This is a genomic window from Mycobacterium europaeum, assembly GCF_002102155.1.
GTDB classification, from domain to species: Bacteria; Actinomycetota; Actinomycetes; order Mycobacteriales; family Mycobacteriaceae; genus Mycobacterium; species Mycobacterium europaeum.
Window position 1 is genome coordinate 12,435 of record NZ_LQOU01000040.1, and the last position, 26,831, is coordinate 39,265.

Annotated in this window: 27 protein-coding genes; 19 read left to right on the top strand and 8 right to left on the bottom strand. The window is 70.6% G+C overall.

The annotated features are described in order from the left end of the window. Window positions 1-32: 32 nt before the first annotated feature. From rpsM to truA, 6 genes are all read left to right on the top strand, one after another. The gene (gene rpsM, locus AWC03_RS18360) at window positions 33-407 is read left to right on the top strand and encodes a 30S ribosomal protein S13 (RefSeq protein WP_007167900.1); all 375 of its coding nucleotides are present in this window, start codon (window positions 33-35) and stop codon (window positions 405-407) included. A gap of 6 nt (window positions 408-413) precedes the next feature. After that, window positions 414-830, top strand: a complete 417-nt coding sequence (gene rpsK, locus AWC03_RS18365) for a 30S ribosomal protein S11 (protein WP_007167901.1) — start codon at window positions 414-416, stop codon at window positions 828-830. Window positions 831-840: 10 nt separating this feature from the next. Then, complete coding sequence (gene rpsD, locus AWC03_RS18370; RefSeq protein WP_085242151.1) at window positions 841-1,446, top strand: 30S ribosomal protein S4; 606 nt, start codon at window positions 841-843, stop codon at window positions 1,444-1,446. A gap of 76 nt (window positions 1,447-1,522) precedes the next feature. Beyond that, window positions 1,523-2,566, top strand: coding sequence for a DNA-directed RNA polymerase subunit alpha (locus tag AWC03_RS18375; RefSeq protein ID WP_068059401.1), 1,044 nt, complete (start codon window positions 1,523-1,525; stop codon window positions 2,564-2,566). A gap of 119 nt (window positions 2,567-2,685) precedes the next feature. Further along, complete coding sequence (gene rplQ / locus AWC03_RS18380; RefSeq protein WP_085242152.1) at window positions 2,686-3,351, top strand: 50S ribosomal protein L17; 666 nt, start codon at window positions 2,686-2,688, stop codon at window positions 3,349-3,351. Continuing rightward, on the top strand, window positions 3,320-4,189 hold the full coding sequence (truA, locus tag AWC03_RS18385; protein WP_085242153.1) for a tRNA pseudouridine(38-40) synthase TruA: 870 nt from the start codon (window positions 3,320-3,322) through the stop codon (window positions 4,187-4,189). The genes rplQ and truA overlap by 32 nt, the downstream gene beginning before the upstream one ends. Here the strand turns inward: truA and AWC03_RS18390 are convergent. Together AWC03_RS18390 and AWC03_RS18395 are read right to left on the bottom strand one after the other, a co-directional pair. Continuing rightward, window positions 4,186-4,806: a cutinase family protein gene (locus AWC03_RS18390; RefSeq protein ID WP_085242222.1), complete on the bottom strand. Its 621-nt coding sequence runs from the start codon at window positions 4,804-4,806 to the stop codon at window positions 4,186-4,188. The genes truA and AWC03_RS18390 overlap by 4 nt on opposite strands. 57 nt (window positions 4,807-4,863) lie before the next feature. Continuing rightward, window positions 4,864-5,721, bottom strand: a complete 858-nt coding sequence (locus tag AWC03_RS18395; protein ID WP_085242154.1) for a cutinase family protein — start codon at window positions 5,719-5,721, stop codon at window positions 4,864-4,866. Window positions 5,722-5,839: 118 nt separating this feature from the next. On the opposite strand from AWC03_RS18395, the gene eccB reads away from it, so the two are divergent. Then, window positions 5,840-7,204 (top strand): type VII secretion protein EccB, encoded by a 1,365-nt coding sequence (eccB, locus tag AWC03_RS18400; RefSeq protein WP_085242155.1) that lies wholly within the window; start codon window positions 5,840-5,842, stop codon window positions 7,202-7,204. Here the strand turns inward: eccB and mycP are convergent. Together mycP and eccD are read right to left on the bottom strand one after the other, a co-directional pair. Further along, entirely contained in the window at window positions 7,175-8,446 is a 1,272-nt protein-coding gene (mycP, locus tag AWC03_RS18405) for a type VII secretion-associated serine protease mycosin (RefSeq protein ID WP_085242223.1), read from the bottom strand. The two genes, eccB and mycP, sit on opposite strands and share 30 nt — an antisense overlap. 23 nt (window positions 8,447-8,469) lie before the next feature. After that, window positions 8,470-9,891 carry a type VII secretion integral membrane protein EccD gene (eccD, locus tag AWC03_RS18410; RefSeq protein WP_085242156.1) on the bottom strand — a complete coding sequence of 474 codons (1,422 nt, stop codon included), beginning with the start codon at window positions 9,889-9,891 and terminating at the stop codon, window positions 8,470-8,472. Between the two features lie 77 nt (window positions 9,892-9,968). Here eccD and eccCa point away from each other — a divergent pair, with 77 nt between their 5' ends. From eccCa to AWC03_RS18455, 9 genes are all read left to right on the top strand, one after another. Next, the gene (gene eccCa / locus AWC03_RS18415; protein WP_085242157.1) at window positions 9,969-13,658 is read left to right on the top strand and encodes a type VII secretion protein EccCa; all 3,690 of its coding nucleotides are present in this window, start codon (window positions 9,969-9,971) and stop codon (window positions 13,656-13,658) included. After that, window positions 13,655-14,887 carry a type VII secretion-associated protein gene (locus AWC03_RS18420; RefSeq protein ID WP_142278430.1) on the top strand — a complete coding sequence of 411 codons (1,233 nt, stop codon included), beginning with the start codon at window positions 13,655-13,657 and terminating at the stop codon, window positions 14,885-14,887. Before eccCa ends, AWC03_RS18420 begins: the two co-directional genes overlap by 4 nt. Window positions 14,888-14,936: 49 nt before the next feature. Further along, complete coding sequence (locus AWC03_RS18425) at window positions 14,937-15,254, top strand: WXG100 family type VII secretion target (RefSeq protein WP_085242224.1); 318 nt, start codon at window positions 14,937-14,939, stop codon at window positions 15,252-15,254. Window positions 15,255-15,270: 16 nt separating this feature from the next. Next, a complete protein-coding gene (locus tag AWC03_RS18430) occupies window positions 15,271-15,567 on the top strand; it encodes a WXG100 family type VII secretion target (RefSeq protein WP_085242159.1) in 297 nt (98 codons plus the stop codon). Window positions 15,568-15,799: 232 nt separating this feature from the next. After that, window positions 15,800-16,243 (top strand): 50S ribosomal protein L13, encoded by a 444-nt coding sequence (gene rplM / locus AWC03_RS18435; RefSeq protein ID WP_085242160.1) that lies wholly within the window; start codon window positions 15,800-15,802, stop codon window positions 16,241-16,243. A gap of 17 nt (window positions 16,244-16,260) precedes the next feature. Then, complete coding sequence (gene rpsI / locus AWC03_RS18440; RefSeq protein WP_090423388.1) at window positions 16,261-16,740, top strand: 30S ribosomal protein S9; 480 nt, start codon at window positions 16,261-16,263, stop codon at window positions 16,738-16,740. Window positions 16,741-16,891: 151 nt separating this feature from the next. After that, a complete protein-coding gene (gene glmM, locus AWC03_RS18445; RefSeq protein WP_085242162.1) occupies window positions 16,892-18,229 on the top strand; it encodes a phosphoglucosamine mutase in 1,338 nt (445 codons plus the stop codon). 43 nt (window positions 18,230-18,272) lie between these two features. Further along, window positions 18,273-18,602, top strand: coding sequence for a type VII secretion target (locus AWC03_RS18450; protein ID WP_085242163.1), 330 nt, complete (start codon window positions 18,273-18,275; stop codon window positions 18,600-18,602). A gap of 2 nt (window positions 18,603-18,604) precedes the next feature. Beyond that, window positions 18,605-19,969, top strand: a complete 1,365-nt coding sequence (locus AWC03_RS18455; RefSeq protein WP_085242164.1) for a hypothetical protein — start codon at window positions 18,605-18,607, stop codon at window positions 19,967-19,969. A gap of 4 nt (window positions 19,970-19,973) precedes the next feature. Here the strand turns inward: AWC03_RS18455 and AWC03_RS18460 are convergent, their stop codons facing one another. The 4 genes from AWC03_RS18460 to AWC03_RS18475 are packed head-to-tail and all read right to left on the bottom strand — an operon-like array spanning window position 19,974 to window position 22,528. Further along, the gene (locus tag AWC03_RS18460) at window positions 19,974-21,017 is read right to left on the bottom strand and encodes an LLM class F420-dependent oxidoreductase (protein ID WP_085242165.1); all 1,044 of its coding nucleotides are present in this window, start codon (window positions 21,015-21,017) and stop codon (window positions 19,974-19,976) included. Between the two features lie 50 nt (window positions 21,018-21,067). Further along, window positions 21,068-21,418, bottom strand: a complete 351-nt coding sequence (locus AWC03_RS18465; RefSeq protein WP_085242166.1) for a nuclear transport factor 2 family protein — start codon at window positions 21,416-21,418, stop codon at window positions 21,068-21,070. 25 nt (window positions 21,419-21,443) lie between these two features. After that, entirely contained in the window at window positions 21,444-22,283 is an 840-nt protein-coding gene (locus AWC03_RS18470) for a dienelactone hydrolase family protein (RefSeq protein ID WP_085242167.1), read from the bottom strand. Window positions 22,284-22,306: 23 nt separating this feature from the next. Next, entirely contained in the window at window positions 22,307-22,528 is a 222-nt protein-coding gene (locus tag AWC03_RS18475; protein WP_085242168.1) for an Rv1535 family protein, read from the bottom strand. Window positions 22,529-23,170: 642 nt separating this feature from the next. On the opposite strand from AWC03_RS18475, the gene glmS reads away from it, so the two are divergent. The 3 genes from glmS (at window position 23,171) to AWC03_RS18490 (ending at window position 26,792) form a co-directional block, all read left to right on the top strand. After that, the gene (gene glmS, locus AWC03_RS18480; protein WP_085242169.1) at window positions 23,171-25,036 is read left to right on the top strand and encodes a glutamine--fructose-6-phosphate transaminase (isomerizing); all 1,866 of its coding nucleotides are present in this window, start codon (window positions 23,171-23,173) and stop codon (window positions 25,034-25,036) included. A 92-nt stretch (window positions 25,037-25,128) separates the two neighbouring features. Next, window positions 25,129-26,040: a DUF4436 domain-containing protein gene (locus AWC03_RS18485; protein WP_085242170.1), complete on the top strand. Its 912-nt coding sequence runs from the start codon at window positions 25,129-25,131 to the stop codon at window positions 26,038-26,040. 74 nt (window positions 26,041-26,114) lie between these two features. After that, the gene (locus tag AWC03_RS18490; RefSeq protein ID WP_085242171.1) at window positions 26,115-26,792 is read left to right on the top strand and encodes a rhomboid-like protein; all 678 of its coding nucleotides are present in this window, start codon (window positions 26,115-26,117) and stop codon (window positions 26,790-26,792) included. Window positions 26,793-26,831: the final 39 nt, after the last annotated feature.

Here is a 26,831-nt window from a genome sequence, read left to right on the forward strand (position 1 = left end):
CCTCCGCCTAGAAAAAAGAGGAAACGCCACCTATGGCTCGATTAGTAGGCGTCGATCTTCCGCGCGACAAGCGGATGGAGATCGCGCTGACCTACATCTTCGGCGTCGGCCGCACCCGGTCGAACGAGATCCTGGCAGCGACGGGGATCGACAAGGACCTGCGCACCAGGGACCTGACCGACGACCAGCTGACCCACTTGCGTGACTACATCGAAGCGAATCTGAAGGTTGAGGGTGACCTGCGCCGCGAGGTGCAGGCCGACATTCGCCGCAAGATCGAGATCGGCTGCTACCAGGGCCTGCGGCACCGCCGCGGCCTGCCGGTGCGCGGCCAGCGGACCAAGACCAATGCGCGCACCCGCAAGGGCCCCAAGCGCACCATCGCAGGCAAGAAGAAGGCCAGGTAACCGCCCATGCCACCAGCCAAGAAGGCAGCCTCTGCGCCCAAGAAGGGGCAGAAGACCCGCAAGCGGGAAAAGAAGAACATCCCGCACGGCGCCGCGCACATCAAGAGCACGTTCAACAACACGATCGTGAGCATCACCGACCCGCAGGGCAACGTCATCGCCTGGGCGTCGTCGGGCCACGTCGGCTTCAAGGGCTCGCGCAAGTCGACCCCGTTCGCCGCGCAGCTCGCCGCCGAGAACGCCGCGCGCAAGGCGCAGGAGCACGGCGTGAAGAAGGTCGACGTGTTCGTCAAGGGCCCGGGCTCGGGCCGGGAGACGGCGATCCGCTCGCTGCAGGCCGCGGGCCTGGAGGTCGGCGCGATCTCCGACGTCACCCCCCAGCCGCACAACGGCTGCCGTCCGCCCAAGCGCAGAAGGGTCTAGGGAAGAAATCATGGCTCGTTACACCGGACCCATCACCCGCAAGTCGCGGCGGCTGCGCACCGACCTGATCGGTGGCGACCAGGCCTTCGAGAAGCGTCCCTACCCGCCCGGCCAGCACGGCCGCGCGCGGATCAAGGAAAGCGAATACCTGCAGCAGCTGCAGGAGAAGCAGAAGGCCCGCTTCACCTACGGCGTGATGGAGAAGCAGTTCCGCCGCTACTACGAAGAGGCAACCCGCCAGCCCGGCAAGACCGGTGAGGAACTGCTGCGCATCCTGGAGAGCCGGCTGGACAACGTCGTCTACCGCGCCGGGCTCGCCCGCACGCGCCGGATGGCCCGCCAGCTGGTCAGCCACGGCCACTTCAGCGTCAACGGCGTGCACGTCAATGTGCCCAGCTACCGGGTGTCGCAGTACGACATCATCGACGTGCGGGAGGGCTCACTGAACACGGTGCCGTTCCAGATCGCCCGGGAGACGGCGGGCGACCGCCCGATCCCGAGCTGGCTGCAGGTGGTGGGGGAGCGTCAGCGCATCCTCGTCCACCAGCTGCCCGAGCGGGCGCAGATCGACGTGCCCCTCGCCGAGCAGCTGATCGTCGAGTTCTACTCGAAGTAAAGACCCCTGCGCTGAACCCGGCGTAGGTCTTACCGGCATCAAATAGCGGGTGCCGAGAAGGAGAAGAAGAAACACCATGCTGATCTCTCAGCGACCCACACTGTCGGAAGAAGTCCTCTCCGACAACCGCTCGCAGTTCGTCATCGAGCCCCTGGAACCCGGATTCGGCTACACCCTGGGCAATTCGCTGCGCCGGACGCTGCTGTCGTCGATTCCCGGCGCGGCCGTCACCAGCATCCGCATCGACGGCGTGCTGCACGAGTTCACCACCGTCGCCGGGGTGAAGGAAGACGTCACCGCGATCATCCTGAACCTCAAGAGCCTGGTGGTGTCCTCGGAGGAGGACGAGCCGGTCACCATGTACCTGCGCAAGCAGGGCCCGGGCGCGGTCACCGCGGGGGACATCGTGCCGCCCGCCGGCGTCACCGTGCACAACCCCGACATGCACATCGCGACGCTGAACGACAAGGGCAAGCTCGAGGTCGAGCTCGTCGTCGAGCGTGGCCGCGGCTACGTGCCGGCGGTGCAGAACCGGGCCTCGGGCGCCGAAATCGGCCGCATCCCGGTCGATTCCATCTACTCGCCGGTGCTCAAGGTGACCTACAAGGTCGACGCGACCCGTGTCGAGCAGCGCACCGACTTCGACAAGCTGATCCTGGACGTCGAGACCAAGAGCTCGATCACCCCGCGTGACGCGCTGGCGTCGGCCGGCAAGACCCTGGTCGAATTGTTCGGCCTGGCACGGGAACTCAACGTCGAGGCCGAGGGCATCGAGATCGGGCCGTCGCCGGCCGAGGCCGACCACATCGCCTCGTTCGCGCTGCCGATCGACGACCTGGACCTGACGGTGCGGTCGTACAACTGCCTCAAGCGCGAGGGCGTGCACACCGTCGGCGAGCTGGTGAGCCGCACCGAGTCCGACCTGCTCGACATCCGCAACTTCGGGCAGAAGTCGATCGACGAGGTGAAGGTCAAGCTGCACCAGCTGGGCCTGTCGCTCAAGGACAGCCCGGCGAGCTTCGACCCGTCGCAGGTCGCGGGCTACGACGTGGCCACCGGCACGTGGTCCACCGAGGGCGCCTACGACGACCAGGACTACGCGGAAACCGAACAGCTGTAAAAAGGCCGTCCGGTGACGATGCGGCCGTGCAGCGGCCGCTGAGGAACCGGACACAACTGACGAAAGTCCGTCCCGGCCCTACCTGATACGGGGGCCGGCCCCGATGAGGAGATAGTGCAATGCCCAAGCCCACCAAGGGCCCCCGCCTCGGCGGGTCGTCTTCACACCAGAAGGCCCTGCTGGCCAACCTGGCCACGTCGCTGTTCGAGCACGGCCGGATCAAGACGACCGAGCCCAAGGCGCGCGCCCTGCGGCCGTATGCGGAAAAGCTGATCACGCATGCGAAAAAGGGGACGCTGCACAACCGTCGAGAGGTGCTCAAGAAGATCCGCGACAAGGACGTGGTGCACGCCCTGTTCGCGGAGATCGGGCCGTTCTTCGCCGACCGCAACGGCGGCTACACCCGCATCATCAAGGTCGAGCCGCGCAAGGGCGACAACGCCCCGATGGCGGTCATCGAATTGGTGCGGGAGAAGACGGTGACCTCCGAGGCCGACCGGGCGCGTCGCGTCAAGGCTTCCAAGAAGTCCCCCGAAACCAAAGACGCGCCCGTCGCCGCGGCGGCCGCCCCCCAGGCGGCGGTCGAGCCCGACGAAGCCGTCGGCCCGACGGCCGACGAGGTGACCGAGCCGGCCGAGACCGAGGCCGGCGAGGCGACCGAGGCCGGCGAGGCCACCGAAGCCCAGGCCAAGGCCGAGGAGAAGGCCGACAAGGCCGTCGCCGCGCGGGCCGAAGCCGAAAAGGCCGCCGAGGCTGACGAGGCTGACGAGGCTGACGAGAGTTAGCGAGGCCGTCCGTCTGCGGCTCGACATCGCCTACGACGGAACGGAGTTCGCGGGCTGGGCGCCCCAGTCCGGTCAGCGCACCGTCGCCGGTGTGCTTGACGAGGCGCTGACCACCGTCTTCCGCACGCCGATGCGGCTGCGGGCGGCCGGGCGCACCGACACCGGCGTGCACGCCACCGGTCAGGTGGCCCATGTCGACGTGCCCCCGGACGCGCTGCCGAACGCCTACCCGCGCTCGTCGCGCGCGGGCGAGTCGGAATTCGAGCCCCTGGTGCGCCGGCTCGGCCGGTTCTTGCCCAACGACGTCCGGGTGCTCGACATCGCGCGCGCTCCAGCGGGTTTCGACGCGCGGTTCTCGGCGCTGCGGCGCCACTACGTCTACCGGTTGTCGACGGCACCCTACGGTGTGCAGCCGCAGCAGGCCCGCTACGTCACCGCCTGGCCGCGGCCCCTGGACGTGGACGCGATGGCCGCCGCGTCGCGAGAACTGCTGGGCCTGCACGACTTCGCCGGGTTCTGCCGGCACCGGGAGAACGCCACCACCATCCGCGACCTGCAGCGCCTGGACTGGTCGCGCGACGGTGACCTGATCACCGCGCATGTCACCGCCGACGCGTTCTGCTGGTCGATGGTGCGCTCGCTGGTGGGGGCGCTGCTGGCCGTGGGCGAGCACCGCCGCCCGGTGTCGTGGTGTCGCGAATTGCTCACCGCCACAAGCCGTTCCAGCGATTTTGCGGCCGCGCCCGCGCACGGGCTGACGCTACAGAGCGTCGATTATCCGCCCGACGACCAGCTGGAGGCGCGCAACCTGATCACCCGGGACCTGCGCACCCGCTAGACCTTGCTCGCGACGAACCTGGCGGCCTGATTGGTCAATCCGGGCACATAGCTCAGGTGCGACGCCCACCGCGTGCCGCCCGAGCAGATCGGGTCCCCGGGATTGCACAGGTCGATGGTCTTGCCGGCGAACTCCGGGGTCAGGGCGCTCATCAGCCCGCCCGCCCGGCTCGACGGATTCCCGAACAGCGCGACGGCCGCGACGTGATCGGCGGCCGCGGGCGGCAGCGGCTGGCGAAAGCCCAGCCCGGGCAACGGCGCTGCCGTGACGATGTCGACGACGGCCGCACCCTGGGAGTACCCGCCGAGCACCAGTTTGGTGCCGGGGCAGTTGCCGGCCATCTGCTGAATGTGGTTGCTGGCGTCGTTGGCGCCGTCGGCAGCGGCCAGGAAGTCCTTGTTCGCCGGGTAGTTCACCCCATACGCTCCAACGCTTTTGGAAGTCTGCTGACGCAGCGAGTTGACGAAGGCGCCGCCGACCTTGCCGACACCGGGCGGTTCGTCGGTTCCGCGGGCGAACACCACCTCAACGCCGGGGCAGGAGGCGAAGGCCTGCGGAAGCAGTTGGGGAGCAACCACTATCGCGGCGCCGGCGAGCAGCCCGGCGCCCAGCGTCAATGGAATGAGCCGCACCCCACGATGTTAGGGGCGCGTTGATCTCGCGCCGGTAACGATTCAGACGAGAGGTGCTTGCGGAGTCACCGTGGTGGGTGCGGAGGGTGCCGCGGGCCCGGGGGCCGTTCCGCCGTGGATCGAGGGCGGCGACCCGGGCGGGGTCTGCTGCCCGTACACCGGTGACGGCGTGGAGCCGGGCTGGTTCGGAACGGGGCCCAGCGGCGGCCCGAACGCGGGGCTGGACGGGCTCGAGCCGGCCAGCTTCTGAGCGACGAACGCCGCGGCCTGGGTGGTGTAGACGGGGACGTAGCCCTCGGTGTGCCCGCTCCACTCGTTACCGGGGCCGGCGTGGCAGATCGGGTCATTGGGGTTGCAGTAGTCGGCGGCCTTCGAGCCCAGCAGCGCGCTCTGGGTGGGCAGCGTGCCGCCGGCGCGGTCGGCCACGTCACCGAACGTGACGACGGCCGCGATGTTGTTGGCGTACTGCTCGGGCAGCTTGTTGCCCCAGCTGATGCCGCCGATCGGGACGCCGGCCACGATGTCCATCACCGACGCGCCCTGCGAGTAGCCGCCCAGCACGATCTTGGTGTTCGGGCAGGTTTCCACGCTCTTCTTGACGCGGTCGATGGTGTCGTTGGCGCCGTCGCCGCCGTGCAGCTGCAGTTTGCTGGCGGCGTAGTTGACGCCGTAGGGCAGGATGTTCAGGCCGGTCTGCTGGCGCAGCGAGTCCACGAAGGCATCGCCGACCCGGCCCAGGCCGGGCGGCTCGTTGGTGCCGCGGGCGAAGATGACCTCGACGTCCGGGCAGTCGAAGGCGTGCGCGATCGGCGCCGCCGCGGGGGATAACAGCAGGCCAGACGCAGTGACCAGTGCAGAGGCCCCGAGCCCGATGCCGCGACCCATGCGGTGAGAAAACACGGCGCTACTGTACCCACCCTGGGCAGGGTTTGAAACTTCGCTGACCTGTGGATCAGTTAAGCGCTCCCGCGGCCGGCCGCCTTAACGTGTGCGCAACGACTGCGCAGGGAGGGGATCGGTGCCGGGTCGGCCGACCATGTGGCTGCACGTCAGCGGCTACCGATTCCTGCTGCGTCGTGTCGAATGTGCGTTGCTGGGCGGAAACATCCACACCCTCGGCGCCGGTTCGCGCGCACCGGCCGCGGCGCTGACGGTCGGGTGCGTGCTGGCGGTGATCGCCGTGGCGGCAGCCGCGCTCCTCGCGATGCTGCGGCCACGGGTGACGCTGGACGGCGCCGAACTGGTGATGGGCCGGGACTCCGGGGCGCTGTACGTGCGCGTCGGCGATACCTGGCACCCGGTGCTGAACCTGGCGTCGGCGCGGCTGGTCGCGGCGACGGCGGCCAACCCCCTGCGGGTACCCGAAGCGGATCTGGCGCGGGCCAAACGGGGGCCGCTGCTGGGCATCCCCGGCGCACCGGAGCTCGTCGGCCGGCCGTTGGCGGCGGACGAATCGGCGTGGACGATCTGCGACTCGGACGGTGCCGGCGCGACCACGGTGATCGTCGGCCGGCCCGACGAGGCGACGGTTCGTCGCCCGAGTCCCGGGCAGGCCCTTCTGGTCGCGCCCGCCGGGGGCTCGCCGGCCTACCTGCTCTACGACGGTCAGCGTGCCGTGGTGGATGTCAGCGACGCCGCGGTGGTGCGCGCGCTCAGGTTGGAGGGGCGCGTGCCGCGGACGGTCTCGCCGTCGTTGCTGAACGCGATTCCCGAGATGCCTCCGATCAGGCCTCCGCGGATTCGCGGCGCCGGCGATAAGGCGGCCGCGATGCCCGGATTTGCGGTGGGCAGTGTGCTGCGCGTCATGCGGGCCGGGGGTGACGAGTATTACGCGGTGTTGGCGGCCGGGGTCCAGCGCATCGGTGCGGTGGCGGCCGACCTGTTGCGCTTCGCCGACTCCCGGGGCGCCGCCGATGTCGTGACCGTGGCGCCCGACGCCATCCGCGCGGCTCCGATCGCCGACTCGCTGCCGGTGGCCGGTTTTCCCGACCGGGCGCCGGCGCTGTCGGATGCCGGGGCCGTGTTGTGCGTTTCCTGGCAGGCGGCGCCGTCGGGCCAATCCGGCGTCACGTTCCTCGGGGGCGCCGGGCTCCCGCTGCCGGCCGGTCGGGCGCCGCTGACGTTGTCACAGGCCGACGGCGACGGCCCCGCACTGGACGCGGTGTATATGCCGCCCGGCCGGAGCGCCTACGTGCGCGTCGGCACGCGCTACCTGATCACCGACAGCGGGGTGCGGTTCGCTATCCACGACGACGACGCCGCGCATGCCCTCGGCCTGCCCGAGCCCAACCCTGCGCCCTGGTCGGTCCTCGGAGCGCTGCCGACGGGACCGGAGCTGAGCCGGGAGAAGGCGTCAATCGCCCGTGACTCGGCGGCCCCGTAGCCGGCTCCCGGCCAGCCCGGCGGCCAGCGCCATGCCCAGTACCGCGAGGCAGACGGCGGCGCCGCGGAACGCGGTGTTGCGCGCATGGGCATCCGGCGGCGTAACCGCCGCCGGCGGGGTGATGGGCGCGGGCGCCGCGGGCGGCGTGGTCGCGGGGGAGCCGACATCGGTGCTGACGGCCGCCAGCGCGTCGACGGTGCCGCTGCCGACCAGCGGATCCCAGCCGGCGGGCGGGTGATGCGCCGTCGACTCGATGCGCCGCATCACCTGGCGTGCGGTCAACGCCGGGAACCGCGACCGGATCAGTGCGGCCAGCCCGCTGACCACCGGTGTGGCATAACTGGTGCCCGACACCGGTTGCGAGCCGAGCGGCGTCACCGCCTCGCCGGGGGCGGCGACGTCCACCCAGGGGCCGGCAAGGGTGAATGCCGACGGCGCGCCTTCGGCATTCACCGAACCGACCGTCAGCACATAGTCGTCGTACCATGCCGGGCTGACCGCGACCGTGACGTTCTCCCAGCCGGCATCCGGCCGCTGGGGTGGGCACTGCCCGGCTCCGCCGGTGTTGCCGGCCGCGGCCACGACGACGGCGTTCTTGACGTCCACGGCGTAGGCCAGCGCGGCGCCCAGCGCGCGGTCATCGAGCGCCGCCGCGACCGGAACGCACGCGACCGAGGAGATGTTGATCACCGAAGCGCCGAGATCGGCGGCGGTGCGGACGGCTTTCGCCATGGTGTCGACGTCGCCGACGCCGGCGCGGGACCGATCGGCGGCGGGGGAGAACTTCCCGCTGGACTGGCGAATGCCGATCAGGGTGGCTTCGGGCGCCATCCCGCTCAAGCCGGCCGTCGGCGAATCGGCTGTCGCGGCGATGATCCCGGCCACCAGGGTGCCGTGCGCGTCGCAGTCCTGGGTGCCGTCGCCGCCGGACACGTAGTCGCCGCCGGGTACCACTTCGGGTAGCAGGGGGTGCCGCGAGACACCGGTGTCGATGACCGCGACGCGTTGTCCGGCGCCGCGGGTGAGCCGCCAGACCGGCGCCAGGTCACGGGGTTCCGCCTGCCGGTTGGGCGCCGATTCCGTCGTCATCGTGGCGCACGTCTCGCGTTGCACCGTGGGCCACGGCGGGGCGGGGCGCGCGGGCTTCGGTAACCACCGGTCGTCAACCCGCGGCGGCGAAACCGCATGCGCCGGTGGCGTTCCGGTGACCGACACCGCGACCAACGCCGACACCGACAGGATGCACGCGCCGCGGCGTGGCGCCCTCACGGGACACTCAATCCCCGGACGGTGCCATACAGGCCACAGATCCAAAAGGTCAGCGGGACCAGTGCGGCCAGCGCCAGCCACTCCAGCGCCTCGGCCGTTCGGCGGGCAAGCGGCGGAAGCGATATCGCGGGGGCGGCGAAGCCGAGGTACATCGCCGCGGCCGCCAGCGTTGCCGTCGCCACGGCTACCCACGGCCCGCGCCCGGGGCTGCCGAAGGCGGCGACCCCGAAAGTCGTTCCGATGACGGCCATCCCGGTGACGACGAACGCCGGTATCCGCCTGCTGTCGGCGCAGCGTGCCCGCAGCAGCAACAAGGCGCCGGTGATGCCGCCGAACGCCATGCACGACAGGCGCGGCGCTCCGGCCACGACGGTGACGGCGGCACCGACGGCCGCTGACGACGAAAACCCCGCGAGCAGACTCGACAACCAGGCGTCGGCACGAAGCGTTTGGCCCGCGACGCGGGCCTCATCCGCTGCCGTCTCGTCGGCGTCCGGGGTCGGCGGCAGCCGGGGCGACAAGCCCGCCAAGACGACCGATATCCGCGCCGCGCACCCGAGCGCGCCGAGCGACACCAGCGCCGATACCGCGCCGATGGCGTGCGGCGGGCCGGCGGTGAGGACACCCGCCAACGCCGCCACTGCGACGACCGTCGCGACGCATGACGCCGCGGTCAATGCGACCACGAAGCGGCCCGCGGATCGCGCCGCCAATACGCAGGTGGCCGCCGCGGCGGTCGCGGCCAGCAGCAGGTGGCTGACGCCCGGGCGGCCGGGCACGGCCAGAAACCCGGCAACCGCGGCGAACGCGGCGGCGATCGCGCTGAGCGCCAGCCCGGCACCCGCGTCCCGATAGACGCGCTGGGCGACGGCGGCGCAGAGCAGGGCGACCAGGGCCGCGCCCGTCGCCACCCCCACCGTGGCCGGGGCGTCGCGGGCGCCGACAGCGTTGGTGGCCAACGCCAGTACGCCGACGGCGGTCAGACAGTTCCCGGCGATCGCACCGGCGAGCCGGGCCGCCGTCCGGCGCCGCACGCCGGCCCCGGAATCCACGATCAGCGCCCCCGACACGGCCTCCGCGACGTCGTGGTGGCGAGTGGCGGGGGGCGGGGCCGACGGCCGGCTCAGCAGCAGGATGTCACCGTCCGCGATTCCGCTCTGGGCCAGTGTCTTCGACGGGTCCAGGGCCGCGGACCCGGGAAGCGACAGGTGGTAGCGCCCGGCAATGCGGGCGTCGCCGGCGTCCAGCAGATCCACGATCGACGGGGTCAGCAGGGCGACGGGGATCCCGGCCGGCAGCGCCACGTCGGCGGCGGTGGTGCCGGAGTGGACCGACACCCGGCGCAGCCCCGGATCGGTTGCAGGCAACGGTGACCCCTTTTGATCGGAATGCCGCGAATCTAGCCGGGTTTCGGGCATCGGGTCTGCCGCTGTCCACAGGTGAGTTGTCCCCGTTCCGCGTGCTGCCTACCGTTCGTCCCACGGGGAGGACCGAGATGACCCAGCGTTTCGTGCCGGTGGCGCGGCAGCCGCCGCCCGCGGTGGCCACCGCGGACCTCGTCGTCGACGCGCCGCCCGAACCACCGGCTCTGGCCGGGGCGGGCCTCCTGCCACTGCTGTTGCCGGCCGTGCTGGCGCTGGCCGGTGCGGGCGTCATGGCCGCGGCATGGAGGTCGGGGCCGGGTGGCGGCCGCACCCCCGCCGTGTGGGCCGTCCCCATCATGATGCTGGCGTCATCGCTCGTGACAATGCTGTCCGGGCGCGTTCGCCGCCGGGGCGCCGGCATCCAAGCCGATCGCCTCGACTACCTCGGATACCTCAGTAGGCTGCGCACCACGGTGGTCGAAACGGCTGCCGCGCAGCGGCTCTCACTGCAGTGGAGCCACCCCGACCCGGACACCCTGTGGACATTGATCGGTGGCCCCCGGATGTGGGAGCGACGAGCGGCCGACCCCGATTTCTGCCTCGTCCGAGTGGGCATCGGAGGCCGGCCGCTCGCCACCCCATTGGTAGCCGCGCGGGTGAGCGAGTCCGGTGATCCGGTCACCGCGGCCGCGTTGCGTCGCTTCCTGCGAACGTATTCGACGATCGACGCGCCGATCGCCGTCGGCCTGCGCGGAATCCCGTGCGTCAGGATCGACGGCGACGCGCCCGCGGCGCGCGGGCTGCTCCGCGCGATGCTCTGCCAACTCGCCGTCTGCCATCCCCCCGATCAGCTGCTGATCGTCGCGGCGATCAGCGAGCGGAACCGCCGGCAGTGGGAGTGGCTGAAATGGTTGCCGCACAACCAGCACCCGGCCGCGGCCGACGGGGTGGGCGCGGTCCGGATGGTGTACCGCAGCATCGGCGAGGCGCAAGACGCGCTCGCCCGGGCGCGGCCGGCACACGCGGTGCTGGTCGCCGATCTGGACGAATCCGTTGCCGGGTGCGCGGGCGCGACCGTTGTCGAAGTCGTCGGCGGTCCTGCGGGCGCACCGGTCGCCATCAGCCGGGGGGACGAGACTCATCGGCTTTCCCGGCCGGACCGGATGGAGCCCGTGGACGCGCTGGCCTGCGCTCGCCGGCTGGCGAGATACCGGGCCGGCGCGTCCCTTCTCGGCGGCGACGGCGCGGACTGGCCGGCGCTATTGGGAATCGACGACGTCGACCGATTCGACCCAATCGCGTTGTGGCAGAGCAAATCGCACCGCGATCGGCTTCGGGTCCCCATCGGGACCGGCGCTGACGGCACGCCGCTGGAACTGGACATCAAGGAAGCCGCCGAAAGCGGCATGGGCCCGCACGGGCTCTGCGTCGGCGCCACGGGGTCGGGCAAGTCGGAGCTGTTGCGCACGATCGCGCTGGGCATGATGGCACGCAACTCTCCAGCCGCGTTGAATCTGCTGCTCATCGACTTCAAAGGTGGCGCAACCTTTCTCGATTACGCGCGGGCTCCGCACGTGGCGGCGGTGATCACGAATCTCGCCGACGAGGCACCGCTGGTGGCCCGGATGCGCGACGCCTTGGCCGGTGAGATGAATCGCCGGCAACGGCTGCTGCGGGCGTCGGGCTGCGTCAGCGCCGCGGCGTATGAAGCCCGGCGGCGCGCGGGTGCGGCAGCACCGCCCTTGCCCACCTTGTTCATCATCGTTGACGAGTTCTCCGAATTACTCAGCCAGCATCCGGATTTCACCGACATGTTCGTGGCGATCGGGCGGCTCGGCCGTTCGCTGGGCATGCACCTACTGCTGGCCAGCCAGCGGCTCGACGAGGGCCGGCTGCGGGGACTGGACGCCCACCTGTCGTATCGGATCTGCCTGAAAACCCTGTCGGCCAACGAGTCACGCGGGGTGCTGGGAACACTCGACGCGTACGAATTGCCGAACGACCCGGGGGCGGGCTACCTGCGCACGAGCGTGGGAGAGCTGATTCGTTTCTCCTCGGCGTATGTTTCGGGACCGACTGCGGCCCGCGCGCCGGCCGGAGGGCCCGTGGTGAGGGCTTCCGTGCAGCGGTTCGGCACTCGTAGGGTCGGCGAGACCGCCCGCACCGTCGAGGACCCTGCGCCGTCGGAACGGACGGTCCTGCAGTCCGTCCTGGATCGGCTGGCCGGTCACGGACCGCTCGCGCACCCCGTCTGGCTGCCACCGCTGGACGCGGCGCCCGGGCTGCACACGCTGCTTCGCGACGCGGTGCCCGCGCCGGGTGAATTGACGGTTCCCCTGGGCATCGTCGACCGGCCCTTCGAGCAGCGCCGCACGCCGCTGGTGGTCGATCTGCGTGCGGCCGCGGGCAATGTGGCGGTGGTCGGGGCGCCCCGGTCGGGCAAGTCAACGGCGCTGTGCACCCTGGTGACGGCGCTGGCGGCCACTCATGAGGCGGTGCGGGTGCAGTTCTACTGTCTGGACTTCGGCGGCGGAACGCTGACATCGACACGGACGATCCCGCATGTCGGTGCGGTTGCCGGCAGGGCTCAACCGGGGCTCGTCACGCGGATCGTCGCCGAGTGCGAGTCGGTCATCCGCTCGCGGGAGGCCATTTTCAGCGACCGTGGAATCGGCTCGATCGCCGAATACCGTCGGCTCCGGGCGCAGCACCAGCCGTTCGACGACGATCCGTTCGGGGAGGTTTTCCTCGTCGTCGACGGCTGGGCGACCGTACGCGACGAATTCGGTGCGCTGGAGGCGTCGATCACCGCCATTGCGAGTCAAGGACTTTCGTTCGGTGTACATGTGGTGCTGGCGGCGTCGCGGTGGGCCGAGATCAGGCCCGCCCTGCGCGACCAGATCGGGACCCGCATCGAGCTGCGGTTGGGTGATCCCGCCGATTCCGAGTTGGACCGCAAAGCGGCCCAACATGTGCCCCAGGGCAAACCGGGTCGCGGTCTGTGCGGGGACGGGGCGCACATGATGATCGCGTTGCCGCTCACCCACATTGACGGGGGTGACGCTGTTGCGCCGCCGATCCCGCTGCTTCCGGAGCGGGTGGAGCGCGACACGGTCGTGGACCGGGCGGGCGACCGCATCCTGCTGGGCATCGACGAGCGTCGACTGCAGCCGGTGACGTGCGACTTCGACCGGCAGGGGCACCTGTTGGTGCTCGGCGACAACGGGTGCGGGAAGACCGCGACGCTGCGGACGCTGTGCCGCGAGATCGTCCGGACGAAGACCGCGGCGCAAGCCCGCGTGGTGATCATCGATTTCCGGCGCTCGCTGCTCGGTGTCGTCGAGTCGGAGCATCTCGGCGGCTATGCGGTGTCACCGGGCGCCCTGCGCGCATTGCTGCCCGATCTGCTCGATCTGTTGCGGAGCCGCATGCCTGCGCCCGACGCCACCCAGGCGCAACTGCGGACGGGGTCCTGGTGGTCGGGGCCCGACATCTACGTCGTCGTCGACGATTACGAACTGGTCACCGCCCCGGCCGGCAACCCGTTGTCGCCGCTCACCGAATACCTGCCCTACGCCGCGGATCTGGGCCTGCACCTGGTGCTGGCCCGGCGCAGCGGCGGAGCGGAGCGCGCGCTGTTCGAGCCCCTGCTCGCCGGGCTGCGTGACCTGGGCTGCATGACCCTGGCGATGAGCGGATCCGCCGGCGACGACGTGCCGTTCGGGCGCCGTCGCCCCGCGCGGTTGCCGCCCGGACGAGGTGTCCTGCTTTCCCGCGACGGCGACGAACGGCTCATCCAGGTGGCCTGGAGCGCACCGTGAAAGCGCATCGCGCCGTCATCGAGGTGGGCCCCGGCACGATCCGCCGATTATGTTGCGGCACAAGCGAGGTCGACGACGATAGCCCGCCGTCCGAGGTTGTCGGGGCCGCGCTCGGCGCGATAGACGACCGCGTGGCGCTGGTGGCCGAGCACCCGGTTGCCGTGGCCTCGCTGTGGAGCGCTGTCCTGCGGTCGGCGATCTGCGCCGACGGTAACGGCATCGTCGTGCTGCACCCATCCTGGTGGTCGTCGTCGCGCATCCGGGTCTTGAGCTCGGCCGCGGCCACCGTGTCCGACGACGTGCTCGTGCGGCCCCGGTCGTGGTTGCTGCGGCGGGCCGCCCATGCCCGTGCCGGGTCGACGCTCGTGGAGATCACCGGGGGGATGGTGGTGATCGACGGTGACCACGCCGTCGCGGTACCGCGACGGCCCCCGCGGCGTCCGGTAGCCGACGAGGTGCTGGCCACCATCGCGGGCATGCCCGCGACCGTCGTGCTCATCGACACGCCGAGCGCGGTCCCCGGGGCGTCGGCTCTGGCCGCGGCGATCGCTGACGGCGCGGGCGGCATCGGGCGGACGGCGGTGCGCATCGACGGGGCCCGACTGACCCGGCTGGCCCGATCGGCGGCGTCCGACCTCGATGAGCCGACCGGGCGGCGCGATCGCCGTGACCGTCTCCCGTGCCGCGCCCGGACCCTGGGCGGCGTCGGTGCGGCCGCCATTGTGCTCGCCGCGGCGGCCCCGGCCGTGATCACGGTGGGCCGGCACGGCCCGCCGGCCCCACGGCCGGTAACAGCCCCACCCACCACATTCCTCGTGGAGGGCCGGGTGGCGGTGACGGTGCCCGCGGACTGGTCAACGCAGCGGGTGACCGGTGGGCCGGGATCGGCGCGCGTGCAGGTCACCTCGCCGTCGGATCCCGAAGTGGCCTTGCATGTCACACAGTCGCCGGTGGCCGGCGAGACGTTGAGTGGCGCCGCCGAGCGGTTGAAACGGGCCATCGACGCCGAGCCCGCGGGAACGTTCGTGGACCTCAATCCCACCGCAACCAGCGCCGGCAGGCCGGCGGTGACGTACCGCGAAGTCCGCGCCGGCCACGACGTGCGGTGGACGGTGCTGGTGGACGGGCCGGTGCGGATCAGCCTCGGATGCCAGAGCCGGCCCGGCAACGAAGAGGCCGTCCGCGCTGTCTGTGAGCAGGCGGTGCGGTCGGCGCACGCGATCGGATGAGCTCCGGATCGGATGGAACCAAATGAACGTCGTCGCGGTCGAATCCAATATGGCTACACCGAACACACTGACCACCGACTTCGACCTGATGCGGTCGGTCGCGGGAACCACGGACGCCCGCAACGAGGAGATCCGGGCCATGCTGCAGGCGTTCATCGGCCGGATGAGCCAAGTGCCGCCTTCGGTATGGGGCGGGGTCGCCGCGGGGCGGTTCAAAGACGTGGTGGACCGCTGGAACGCCGAGTCGTTGCGCCTCTACCACGTCCTGCACGCGATCGGCGAGACCATCCGGCACAACGCGGCCACCCTGCAGGACGCCGGCCACAACCACGCGACCCACATCGCCGCCGCCGGCGGAAACCTCTAGTCGACAGGAGTCATCCATGGAATCGGCGCTGTCCTATGACTTCGGCGAGATCGAATATTCGGTGCGCCAGGAAATCCACACCACGTCGGCCCGGCTGAATGCGGCGCTGGAGGAACTGCGGTCGCAGATCGCGCCGCTGCAGCAGTCCTGGACCCGTGAGGCGGCGGCCGCCTACCAGGTCGAGCAGCAGAAATGGCACCAGTCGGCGACCGCCCTCAACGAGATCCTCGTCGATCTCGGAAACGCCGTGCGCGACGGCGCGGAAGAGGTGGAAAACGCCGACCGGCGGGCGGCCGGAGTCTGGGGTAGGTAGCCGCAACACCCATGATCGTCTGTGTGGTCCCGGCGGGGGAGAGCCGCTGGGACCACACAGTCGTTTTGACCTGCGGGGACGTGCATCGGTAAGCTGCTCGGTTGGCGTGCGGTACGCCGGGACTCGGGTCAATGTCGGTCGCCGAGAACCCTTCCTTTTGGACCCACCGCCAACGCCTGACCGGCACCCGGCTCGACCCGGGATCCACCTCGAGAAAGAAAAGGTAAGCGCTGTGCCCACCTACGCGCCAAAGGCGGGTGACACCACGCGGTCGTGGTACGTCATCGACGCCACGGACGTGGTGCTTGGCCGCCTTGCCGTCGCGGCAGCCACCCTGCTGCGCGGCAAGCACAAGCCGACGTTCGCCCCCAATGTCGACGGCGGTGACTTCGTCATCGTCATCAACGCCGACAAGGTCGCCCTGAGCGGCGACAAACTGCAGAGCAAGCTGGCTTACCGCCACTCGGGGTATCCCGGCGGCCTGCACTCGCGCAGCATCGGCGAACTGATGGACAAACACCCCGACCGCGTCGTCGAGAAGGCGATCGTCGGAATGCTGCCCAAGAACAAGCTCAGCCGTCAGATCCAGCGCAAACTCCACGTCTACGCCGGCCCCGAGCACCCGCACGCCGCTCAGCAGCCGGTTCCGTACGAGATCAAGCAGGTGGCCCAGTGACCGAAACGACCGAGGCCCTGGACGACACCACGGCCACCGCCGAGACCCCGGAAACACCGGACGTCCCGGCCGAGGCGCCCGCGCCCGCGGCCGCCGACTCGTTCGTCTTCGACCGGCCCATCCAGACCGTCGGCCGCCGCAAGGAGGCCGTGGTGCGGGTGCGCCTGGTCCCCGGCACCGGCAAGTTCGACCTCAACGGCCGCAGCCTGGAGGATTACTTCCCCAACAAGGTGCATCAGCAGCTGATCAAGGCCCCGCTGGTCACGGTCGACCGGCTGGAGAGCTTCGACATCTTCGCGCTGCTGCACGGCGGCGGGCCGTCGGGGCAGGCCGGTGCGCTGCGCCTGGGCATCGCCCGGGCGCTGATCCTGGCGCAGCCCGAGGACCGGCCCGCGCTGAAGAAGGCCGGATTCCTCACCCGCGACCCGCGGGCCACCGAGCGCAAGAAGTACGGCCTGAAGAAGGCCCGCAAGGCGCCTCAGTACAGCAAGCGCTGATCAACCACATCACTTTCTGGCCAAAACGGGGCCTCAAACGGGGTAGTCACGCGCCTTCGTCGGCGTGTCTGCGCGCAAACGCGCCCCGTTTCGGTCAGAAAAGAACGGGCACGTTAGGTGCTGAACCGTCAATTGTGAGAGGTTTGTCCGCATGGGTCGACTATTCGGCACCGACGGTGTCCGTGGGGTCGCCAACCGGGAGTTGACCGCCGAGCTGGCGCTGGCGCTGGGCGCCGCGGCCGCGCGGCACCTGGCCAGCGCGGGCGGGCCGGGCCGGCGCGTCGCCGTGATCGGGCGCGACCCCCGGGCCAGCGGCGAGATGCTGGAGGCCGCGGTGATCGCCGGGCTGACCAGCCAGGGCGTCGACGCGCTGCGGGTCGGCGTGCTGCCCACCCCCGCGGTGGCCTATCTGACCGGCGCGTACGACGCCGACTTCGGGGTGATGATCTCCGCGTCGCACAACCCGATGCCCGACAACGGCATCAAGATCTTCGGCCCCGGCGGCCGCAAGCTCGACGACGACACCGAGGACCGGATCGAGGCGCTACTGGCCGCCGAGGCCGGGTTGCGGCCGGTCGGCGCCGGGATCGGCCGGGTCATCGACGCCGAGGACGCCGCCGACCGCTACCTGCGCCACCTGAGCAAGGCCAGCACGATGCGGCTCGACGGCCTGACCGTGGTGGTCGACTGCGCCCACGGCGCCGCGTCGTCGGTGGCGCCGCGCGCCTACCGCGCGGCCGGCGCGCGGGTCATCGCGATCAACGCCGAGCCCAACGGGCTCAACATCAACGACAACTGCGGCTCCACCCACCTGGATTCGCTGCGCGCCGCCGTCATCGCGCACCGGGCCGACCTCGGCCTGGCCCACGACGGCGACGCCGACCGCTGCCTGGCCGTCGACGCCAACGGCGAACTCGTCGACGGCGACGCGATCATGGTCGTGCTCGCGCTGGCGATGCGCGAGGCCGGCGAGCTGGCCTCGGACACGCTGGTAGCCACCGTGATGAGCAACCTCGGGCTGCACCTGGCCATGCGCTCGGCCGGGATCAGCGTGCGCACCACCGGCGTCGGAGACCGCTACGTCCTCGAGGAGCTGCGCGCCGGCGACTACAGCCTGGGCGGCGAGCAGTCCGGTCACATCGTGATGCCGGCGCTGGGCTCCACCGGCGACGGCATCGTCACCGGGCTGCGGTTGATGACGCGCATGGTGCAGACCGGCTCGTCGCTGACCGAGCTGGCCGCGCCCATGCAGACGCTGCCGCAGGTGCTGATCAACGTCCGGGTGGCCGACAAGGACATCGCCGCCGCGGCCCCCGCGGTGCGCATCGCGGTCGACGACGCCGCGGCCGAACTCGGCGACACCGGCCGAATCCTGTTGCGGCCGTCGGGAACCGAGCCCGTCATCCGGGTCATGGTGGAGGCGCCCGAGGCCCACGTCGCCCAGCGCGTCGCGAGCCGGGTCGCCGAGGCGGTCAGCTCCGCGCGCTGAATCTCCCGGGAACCCGGGCGTGTTCCCGGGCGTCGGATTAGGCATGAGATTCGACAGGGGAGTACGGCCGGCCACCGTGGCACGCACCGAGATCGACGTCCCGGCGACGCACCGAGTCGCTGCCCAATTCTGTGCCGCTGCCGACATCATCGACCGCGCCGTCAGCGATCACCTGGGCCGGCTCGCCTTCGGTGGGGCCAGCGCCGGGCGGGCGCACACCGCCCACGGCGAGGCGCTGCGCGCGGAGCTGGAGCGGCTGGCCGCCGACGTGGCGCAGTGGTCACGCGCGTCCGTGGAGATCGCGGCCGCCCTGCGCGCGAGCGCCGACCAGTACGCGGACGCCGAACTGTATGCCGCGGCGCGGATCGCCTGACCATGGCCGACCGGTTGAACGTCGCCGCGCGCCTCGCCGAAGGACTGCCCGCGGTCGAGCACACCGAGCGCTACGTGCGAGCCTGCCACGCCCTCGGCTACCAGCATCCCGACCTCACGGCGCATCCCTCGCAGGTCCGCGACTGGTACGACACCGAAGAGGGTCTGGACCTGCGCGCCCTCGACCGTGATTGCGCGGAGTTGCGGGCCGCGGGCGACGCGGTCTTCGACGCGCTGCGCATGCAGCGCGCCCAGGTGGCCGAGCTGTCCGCGGCGTGGACCGGGCCCGGCGGGGACGCCGCCGTCCGGTTCGTGGAGCGCCACTGCGACGCCGCCAGCGCGGTGGCGACCGAGCTGCGCGCGGCGGCGCAACGGTGTGAATCACTGCGCGACAACCTGTGGTACCTGGTCGACTCGAAGGTCGCGACCGCCATCGCCGTCGACGACCGCGCACAGGCGCTACGGCCGGCGTGGCTGGCCGCCGCCGCGACGGTCACGACCGGGGCCGGGGATCGGCCAGCCGCCGAAGGGGTGGTGCGTGAGCAGGTGATGCCTTACGTGGACAACGAGATCCGCGACGACTGGCTGACCACTATGCGCTCGACGCGCGACGGTGTGGCGACCTCCTACGACATGGTCACCGAGAGGATGGCGGCCGCCCCGGCAGCACGCTTCGAAGCTCCCGGCGAACTCGGGCCCGGTTACCAGCCCCTGCGGCCGGCCCCGCCCGCCTCGCCGCCCGCGGCGGTCACGCCCGTTGCCGCCGCCCCGGGCCCGCCGTCGGATCCGGCACCGACCGCGCCGACCGTTGCGCCGTCTCCGGTTCCCGCCACCCCGCAACCGGATTGGGGATCCGCGCTCGGGGATGCGGCCGGCATGCCGGCGGGCGATCTGGGCGGCGGAATCGGTAGCGGGCTCGGCAGCGGCGGCGGTGCGGGTCTCCTCGGGCTGGCCGGCAGGATCGTCGACGCGGTCGGTGGCCTGATCGGCTCGGTAGCCGACGGCTCCGAACCGACCGATCCCTCCGATGCCGGAAACCCCTTCGACGACAACCCCTTTGACGCCGACGACACCGATGACGAGCCGGCGAAGGCGGAAGACGGCGGCGACACCGAAGTGGCCGAGCCCGGCGCGGCTCAACCGCTCGACGCGGCGCTCCCCGCGGACGCGCCCGCGCCCGCGGACGGAACACCGCCAGCGGACGCGCCCGCGCCGGCAGAGGGGGAGCCGCCACCGGCGGCTGCACCACCGATCGACGGGCCCGCACCTGTCGCGGCGCCCGCGGCGGGTGAGCCGGCCCCCGCGGCGACCGAGGGGAAGACGCCGTGCGAAATCGCCGCGGACCAGCTGCCGCAGGCGGGGCCGTGACCGTTCAGGCGGGGCGCAGCCGCAGCACGTCCTCGACGAAGCGCACGGATTCGGCGCGGTCGGTGGCCAGGGGGCTGAGCAGCAGCGTCGTCACGCCGGACTCGGCGAACGCGGCCAGGCGTTCGGCGACGTACCCGCGCGGGCCCACCAGCGACATGCCGCGCACCAGTTCGTCGGGCACCGCGTCGATGGCCTCGCGTTTGCGGCCGGAGAGGTACAGCTCCTGGATCCGGTCGGCGACCTCGCCGAACCCGTAACGCGTCGCCAGGGCGTGATAGAAATTGCGGCCCTTGGCGCCCATCCCGCCCAGGTACAGGCCGAGCTGCGGCTTGACCCACGCCAGCCGTTCGTCGACGTCGTCGCCGATGGCCACCGACGCGTGCACCATGACGTCCAGTGGGCCCAGCGCCGGGTCGCGCTTGGCGGTCCCGGTCGCCAGCGCGTCGCCCCATACCGACGCGGCCTTCTCCGGGAGGTAGAAGACGGGCTGCCAGCCCTCGGCGATCTCAGCGGTCAACTCGACGTTCTTCGGACCCAGCGCGGCGATGGTGATCGGGATACGTTCGCGCACCGGGTGATTGATGAGCTGCAGGGCCTTGCCCAAGCCCGTTCCGCGGTCGGGCGGCAACGGGATCTGGTAGTGCTTGCCGTTGTGCTGCAGCCGCTCGCGGCGCCACACCTTGCGGCAGATCTCCACGATCTCGCGGGTGCGGCCCAGCGGGGCGTCGAACTCCACGCCGTGGAAGCCCTCAATCACCTGCGGCCCGGACGTGCCGATCCCCAGCCGGAAGCGCCCGTCGGACACGTAGTCAAGGCCCGCGGCCGTCATCGCCAGCAGCGAGGGCGTGCGGATGTAGATGGGAAACACCCCCGACGCCAGCTCGACGGTGGTGGTCTTGGCGGCCAGATACCCGAGCTGGCTCACCGCGTCGAAGGCGTACGCCTCGGCCACCACGGCGATGTCGATGCCGGCCTTCTCGAGTTCGACCACGCGGTCCACGGCCTGATGAAATCCGCCCGAATAATCCAGGGCGATCCCGATTCGCATCAACGACAGATACCACGACCGCGCCCGCCGTCCGCGGGGACGCGGCAGCCTCAGCCCGCCGACGTGCCCGTCCAGTACTCCGCGAACCGCCGGCCGTCGCCGGCCAGGCGCAGGATGTCGTTGCCGGTGAAGGAGACCGGCCCGTCGGGGCCGCGGCCCGTGCCCACCCATCGGCCCGCGACCAGGCCACCCTCGTGCAGCGGACCGATCTCGACGGCAAACGTCAAGTCCGCGAACATGTTTCGGGTCTCGGCGACGATCCGCTGAAGTTCCTCCGGCCCGTGCACGTCCCGACCCGGCCAGTGCCCCACGAAGTCGTCGGTGACGATCTCGGACGCGACGGGCCGTCCGGCCCACAACTCGGTGATCCAGCGGTCGTACAGCGCTTCGACGGTCGACACGGTGGGCGAGTACCCCGTTGCCGCGTCACTTCAACAACGCGACGATCTTCTCTTCCAGGGCAACCGGCGGCGCGTCGGGATCCAGCGGATCGGTCTTGGGCAGGTGGGCGTCGGGATCGGCGAACTCGCGATACGCCTTGTCGCCGCCCAGCGTGGCGAGCAGGTAACCGGTCAGCAGCGCGCGCACCGTCCGCTGCGTGCGCCGGTGCGGGCCGGCCAGCCCGAACGCCTTGGCCAGCCGCCGGCCCTCGACCAGCCCGCCGGGCTGGGCCTTGCTCACGACGCGCAGCGTGGCGGCGTCCCACGCGCGGCTCAGCGACAGCGCGTTGGAGTTCAGCGACTGCGGGTCCCCGGGCGCGGTCAGGATCAACCCGGGCAGCTTCAGCGTCGCGGCCGGCTGTTCGGCCGGGGGGCTGGTGGCGGCGGGGAACAACGCGGCCGCCGCCGCCAGTTTGTTCGGCATGCCGGCGGCGGCGAACACGGCGGCCGAGCCGCCGAAACCGTGCCCGACGACGCCCAGCTTGGCGGGGTGCACGCTGATCTTGCCCGGCCCGAGCCGCACACCGGACACGATGTCCAGCGCGGTGCCCAGGTCGAAGGCGAAGTTGAGGACCGAAGGCGCCAGGCCGCGTTCGGTGTCGGGGGCGCCGGCCACGATGCCCCACGACGCCAGGTGCTCGAGGAGACCCGAATAGTTGGCGGACCGGGTAAGCCAGTCGTGGCCGAACGCGATCCCGGGCAGTCCCAGCCCCGCCTCCGGGGTGTACACCACGCCCGGCAGACCGGCGAAGGCCAGGTCACCCCGCAGAACCCGATGCGGGCCGCGGCGGCTGAGGGCTGCGAACAGCTTGCGGGTGCGGGCCACGCGTCGACGTTAGCGCATCGACGCTAGGCCCTGACCTCGATGACGCCCACCCGCCAGAGCGCCGCATACATGTGGCGCAGCGGGATGCTGAGCAACCGGGCGGCCGCGTCCACCATCGGGTCCCCGCCGCCGATCGGCTCGCGGTGACGCCGCTTGGGCGCCGGTTGCGGCGCCGGAGCCAGCGTCAGACCCGGCGCGGGCGCGGACGAACGAGCCACCACATCGTCGAACAGAACAGCAGTCATGATTTTCCCCTTGAAGGTCTGCGAAATTTCGGATTAACAACGATCAACGGTTACCTATCCGGTGGCTTAAGCGTTCATCGAATTTTCGCGACAAATCGAATTGATTACGACGGTGAGAAACGCGCTTACCGGATAGCTGGACAATCGGCATTGATGTCTGTCATAAACGGTTATTGCTCTAAGGATTGGGTTGCGCTGCGCGCATATTAGCTGTTGAACCGGGTGGCTCACCCAGCCGGTGACGATCAGGCGGGCGTCAACGATCTGTCCTTTCTGCTGGCTCTGGCGGTTGCCATTGGAGCCGATAAGCAGAATGTTAAATAGCTGAATTGCTTGAGCGATGACGCAGATGAAAACGCCACGAATACATCAGGTGAAAAACGCCTCTCCTCTTTATGAAGACAGCATGAGGACGGTCAGCGGCCCGTGCGGTGGAAAGCCGGGCGGATTGTCGACCACGGTCGCCGGGCCCCGTCCCAGTAGCGGTGCCCGGGCCCCGAGGGGTCGCCGTACCACCCCGGCGGCGGACCGCAGGCCGAGCGCGGGGCGGGTCGCTCTGAACGGGCCTTCCGTGCAGGTGGGCGGGCTAATCACAACCGCGGAGTGCGGGGCTTGGGGTCCGCCTGCACTACCCTGGTTCGAATGTGCGGAATTGTCGGCTACGTCGGGCAGCAGCCCGCCTGCAAGGTCGTCATGGACGCGCTGCGCCGGATGGAGTACCGCGGCTATGACTCCTCGGGGATCGCACTTGTCAACGGCGCCGGGATGCTGACCGTGTGCCGCCGCGCCGGCCGGCTGGCCAATCTGGAGGACGCGGTCGCGCACATGCCGCCGGAGTCGCTGGCCGGCACCACCGGCCTGGGCCACACGCGCTGGGCCACGCACGGGCGCCCCACCGACCGCAACGCGCACCCGCACCGCGACGCCGCCGGCAAGATCGCCGTCGTCCACAACGGCATCATCGAGAACTACCCGAGCCTGCGCCACGAACTAGAGGCCCAGGGCGTGGAATTCGCCAGCGACACCGACACCGAGGTCGCGGTGCACCTGGTGGCGCAGGCATATCGGCACGGCGCGACCGCGGGCGACTTCGCCGCCTCGGTGCTGGCGGTGCTGCGCCGGCTGGAGGGCCACTTCACCCTGGTGTTCACCAACGCCGACGTGCCGGGCACCATCGTGGCCGCCCGCCGCTCCACGCCGCTGGTGCTCGGCATCGGTGACGGCGAGATGTTCGTCGGCTCCGACGTCGCCGCGTTCATCCCGCACACCCGCAACGCCGTCGAACTCGGCCAGGACCAGGCCGTGGTGCTCACCGCCGACGGCTACCGGATCACCGACTTCCACGGCAACCCCGACGTCGAGTACCGCGAGTTTCACATCGACTGGGACCTGGCCGCCGCGGAAAAGGGCGGCTACGAGTACTTCATGCTCAAGGAGATCGCCGAGCAGCCGGCCGCGGTGGCCGACACCCTGCTCGGGCATTTCGTCGACGGCCGGATCGTGCTCGACGAGCAGCGGCTCTCCGACCAGGAGCTGCGCGAGATCGACAAGGTGTTCGTGGTGGCCTGCGGCACCGCCTATCACTCCGGGCTGCTCGCCAAGTACGCCATCGAGCACTGGACCCGGCTGCCGGTCGAGGTGGAACTGGCCAGCGAGTTCCGTTACCGCGACCCGGTGCTGGACCGCAGCACCCTGGTGGTCGCCATCTCGCAGTCCGGGGAAACCGCCGACACCCTCGAGGCCGTCCGGCATGCCAAGGAGCAGAAGGCCAAGGTGCTGGCCATCTGCAACACCAACGGCTCGCAGATCCCGCGCGAGTGCGACGCCGTCCTCTACACCCGCGCCGGCCCCGAGATCGGCGTCGCCTCGACCAAAACGTTCCTGGCGCAGATCACCGCGAACTATCTGGTCGGCCTGGCGCTGGCGCAGGCCCGCGGCACCAAGTACCCCGACGAGGTCGAGCGGGAGTACCAGGAGCTGGAGGCCATGCCGGACCTGGTCGCGCGGATGCTCGCGATGATCGAGCCGGTGGCCGCGCTGGCCTACCGGTTCGCCCAGTCCTCGACCGTGCTGTTCCTGGGCCGCCACGTCGGCTACCCGGTGGCGCTGGAAGGCGCGCTGAAACTCAAGGAACTGGCCTACATGCACGCCGAGGGTTTCGCCGCCGGCGAGCTCAAGCACGGCCCGATCGCGCTGATCGAGGACGACCTGCCGGTCATCGTCGTCATGCCCTCGCCCAAGGGGCAGGCCACGCTGCACTCCAAGCTGCTGTCCAACATCCGCGAGATCCAGGCCCGCGGCGCGATCACCATCGTGATCGCCGAGGAAGGCGACGACACCGTGCGGCCCTACGCCGACCACTTGATCGAAATCCCTTCGGTGTCAACCCTTTTGCAGCCGTTGCTGTCGACCATCCCGCTGCAGGTGTTCGCCGCGTCGGTGGCGCAGGCCCGCGGTTACGATGTCGACAAGCCGCGAAACCTGGCCAAGTCCGTCACCGTCGAGTAGGCAGCACCGCTTCGGCCGTATCGCCGTCACACCCCCCGCGGTTCCGTTAGATTGCCTTGGGGAACAACGCACTCCACAGGGGTAGGAGCAGCATGCGGTCGGCGGCCATCAGGTTCGGCTTCGCAGGTCTTGTCTTGGTTGTCGTCGGGGCATACATCGCCTCGGTGGCGCTCTACGCCAAGGGTGGGGGGCACCGCCACCCCGAAATCCCGCCCGGCGGTCAACAGAACACGGCCACGCTGGTCATCGAGGACGTCCAGTCCAACTACAGCGTGCTGATGGCCGACCTGTCCATCTCGCCGGGGTCGGCCCTGCTGGATCCGCAAACCCAGCACTTGAACGAAGACGTCAGTCTGCGAGTGCGATCGGTGGCAACGCCGACCCGCCGCACCTGGACCAAGGGCATGCTCCCCGGTGTCTTCCCCGTCCCGCTGACCATCGCGGGGGAGATCGAGAAGTGGCCGTTCGACCGCTACAGCTCGGGGCCGGTCGAGATCGAGCTCGTGCACGGCCCCGGGAACGTGCCCGAACGTCTGCCGGTGACGTTCGTCAATCACCTTTCCGGGTGGCAGGTGTCCGTCGACGGGTCCGGCCCCTACCGGGTGAGCCTGCACCGCTCGCTCAGCGCGGCGGCGTTCGGCATCGTCATTTGCGGGGTGCTCATCGCGATCGCCGGCCTGGGGCTCTTCGTCGCCGTCCAGACCCTGCGTGACAGACGGAAATTCCAGCCGCCGATGACCACGTGGTACGCGGCGATGCTCTTCGCGGTGGTACCGCTGCGCAACGCCTTGCCCGGCTCACCGCCCTTCGGCGGCTGGATCGACATCACGCTCGTGCTGTGGGTGCTCGTCGTCTTGGTGATCTCGATGCTGCTCTACATCATGTGCTGGTGGCGGCACCTGCGTCCGGAGGCCGCCGTGCCCGCCGCGGCGGCACCCGCGGCGACGCCCGATCCGCTCCCGGCAACCGCCGAGCCGATGGAAGGCTCGCGCACCGCCGGGTAACTCGCGCGACGCAGCAACCGGCGTGCGAAGGTGATGACGTGACGAATGCACCGGTGGGGTCCCGACTGCGCGGCATGGGGCTCGCGGTCTGGCATTACGTCAGCAGCGCGCCGTTGACCTACGGGTGGCTGCTCGTCCTGCTGATCACGACCTTCATCCAGCACTGGCTTCCCCAGCGGCAACTGCACTGGATGCTGATGCACCATTCCACCAACATCCACGGCCTGGCGCGTGATCCGCTCGACGTGTTGTTCTCCAGCCTGTTGTGGATCGACGGGGACAACCTGGCGCCCTACCTGATCCTGTTCTCGTTGTTCCTGGCGCCCGCCGAGCACTGGCTCGGGCAGTTGCGTTGGCTGACAGTGGGATTGAGCGCACACATCCTGTCCACCTATTTCAGCGAGGGCCTGCTGTATCTGGCGATCGAGCAGCACGACGCGTCCGAACGGCTGGTGCATGCCCGCGACATCGGCGTGAGCTACTTTCTGGTCGGGGTGATGGCCGTGCTGGCCTATCACATCGCGCGACCGTGGCGCTGGGGCTATCTCGGCGTGCTGTTCGTCATCTTCGGCTTCCCGCTGATCGCGATGGACCGGATCGAGTTGAACTTCACCGCGATCGGGCACTTCACCTCGATCCTCGTCGGGCTCTGCTTCTACCCGATGACCCGCCACCAAGACCCCCGACAGCTGACCCCCGCGCGACTGCGGGCCATGGCGCGCCGGCGCGGTTCGCCCGAGGCATCGGCCTGAGCGGCACCGCCCAACCGCGTCGCCCCTACCCGTAATGTG

Bases quoted from the DNA above. Each gene is read 5' to 3' on its own strand.
- eccD (WP_085242156.1), bottom strand. From the start codon at position 9,891: ATGCCCGAAACCCGGCTAGATTCGCGGCATTCCGATCAAAAGGGGTCA.
- AWC03_RS18455 (WP_085242164.1), top strand. From the start codon at position 18,605: ATGGCCGACCGGTTGAACGTCGCCGCGCGCCTCGCCGAAGGACTGCCC.
- rpsM (WP_007167900.1), top strand. From the start codon at position 33: ATGGCTCGATTAGTAGGCGTCGATCTTCCGCGCGACAAGCGGATGGAG.
- AWC03_RS18460 (WP_085242165.1), bottom strand. From the start codon at position 21,017: ATGCGAATCGGGATCGCCCTGGATTATTCGGGCGGATTTCATCAGGCC.
- AWC03_RS18485 (WP_085242170.1), top strand. From the start codon at position 25,129: ATGCGGTCGGCGGCCATCAGGTTCGGCTTCGCAGGTCTTGTCTTGGTT.
- AWC03_RS18375 (WP_068059401.1), top strand. From the start codon at position 1,523: ATGCTGATCTCTCAGCGACCCACACTGTCGGAAGAAGTCCTCTCCGAC.
- AWC03_RS18450 (WP_085242163.1), top strand. From the start codon at position 18,273: ATGAGATTCGACAGGGGAGTACGGCCGGCCACCGTGGCACGCACCGAG.
- AWC03_RS18430 (WP_085242159.1), top strand. From the start codon at position 15,271: ATGGAATCGGCGCTGTCCTATGACTTCGGCGAGATCGAATATTCGGTG.
- AWC03_RS18490 (WP_085242171.1), top strand. From the start codon at position 26,115: ATGGGGCTCGCGGTCTGGCATTACGTCAGCAGCGCGCCGTTGACCTAC.
- glmS (WP_085242169.1), top strand. From the start codon at position 23,171: ATGTGCGGAATTGTCGGCTACGTCGGGCAGCAGCCCGCCTGCAAGGTC.
- AWC03_RS18425 (WP_085242224.1), top strand. From the start codon at position 14,937: ATGGCTACACCGAACACACTGACCACCGACTTCGACCTGATGCGGTCG.
- rpsK (WP_007167901.1), top strand. From the start codon at position 414: ATGCCACCAGCCAAGAAGGCAGCCTCTGCGCCCAAGAAGGGGCAGAAG.
- eccCa (WP_085242157.1), top strand. From the start codon at position 9,969: ATGACCCAGCGTTTCGTGCCGGTGGCGCGGCAGCCGCCGCCCGCGGTG.
- AWC03_RS18475 (WP_085242168.1), bottom strand. From the start codon at position 22,528: ATGACTGCTGTTCTGTTCGACGATGTGGTGGCTCGTTCGTCCGCGCCC.
- rplQ (WP_085242152.1), top strand. From the start codon at position 2,686: ATGCCCAAGCCCACCAAGGGCCCCCGCCTCGGCGGGTCGTCTTCACAC.
- rpsD (WP_085242151.1), top strand. From the start codon at position 841: ATGGCTCGTTACACCGGACCCATCACCCGCAAGTCGCGGCGGCTGCGC.
- glmM (WP_085242162.1), top strand. From the start codon at position 16,892: ATGGGTCGACTATTCGGCACCGACGGTGTCCGTGGGGTCGCCAACCGG.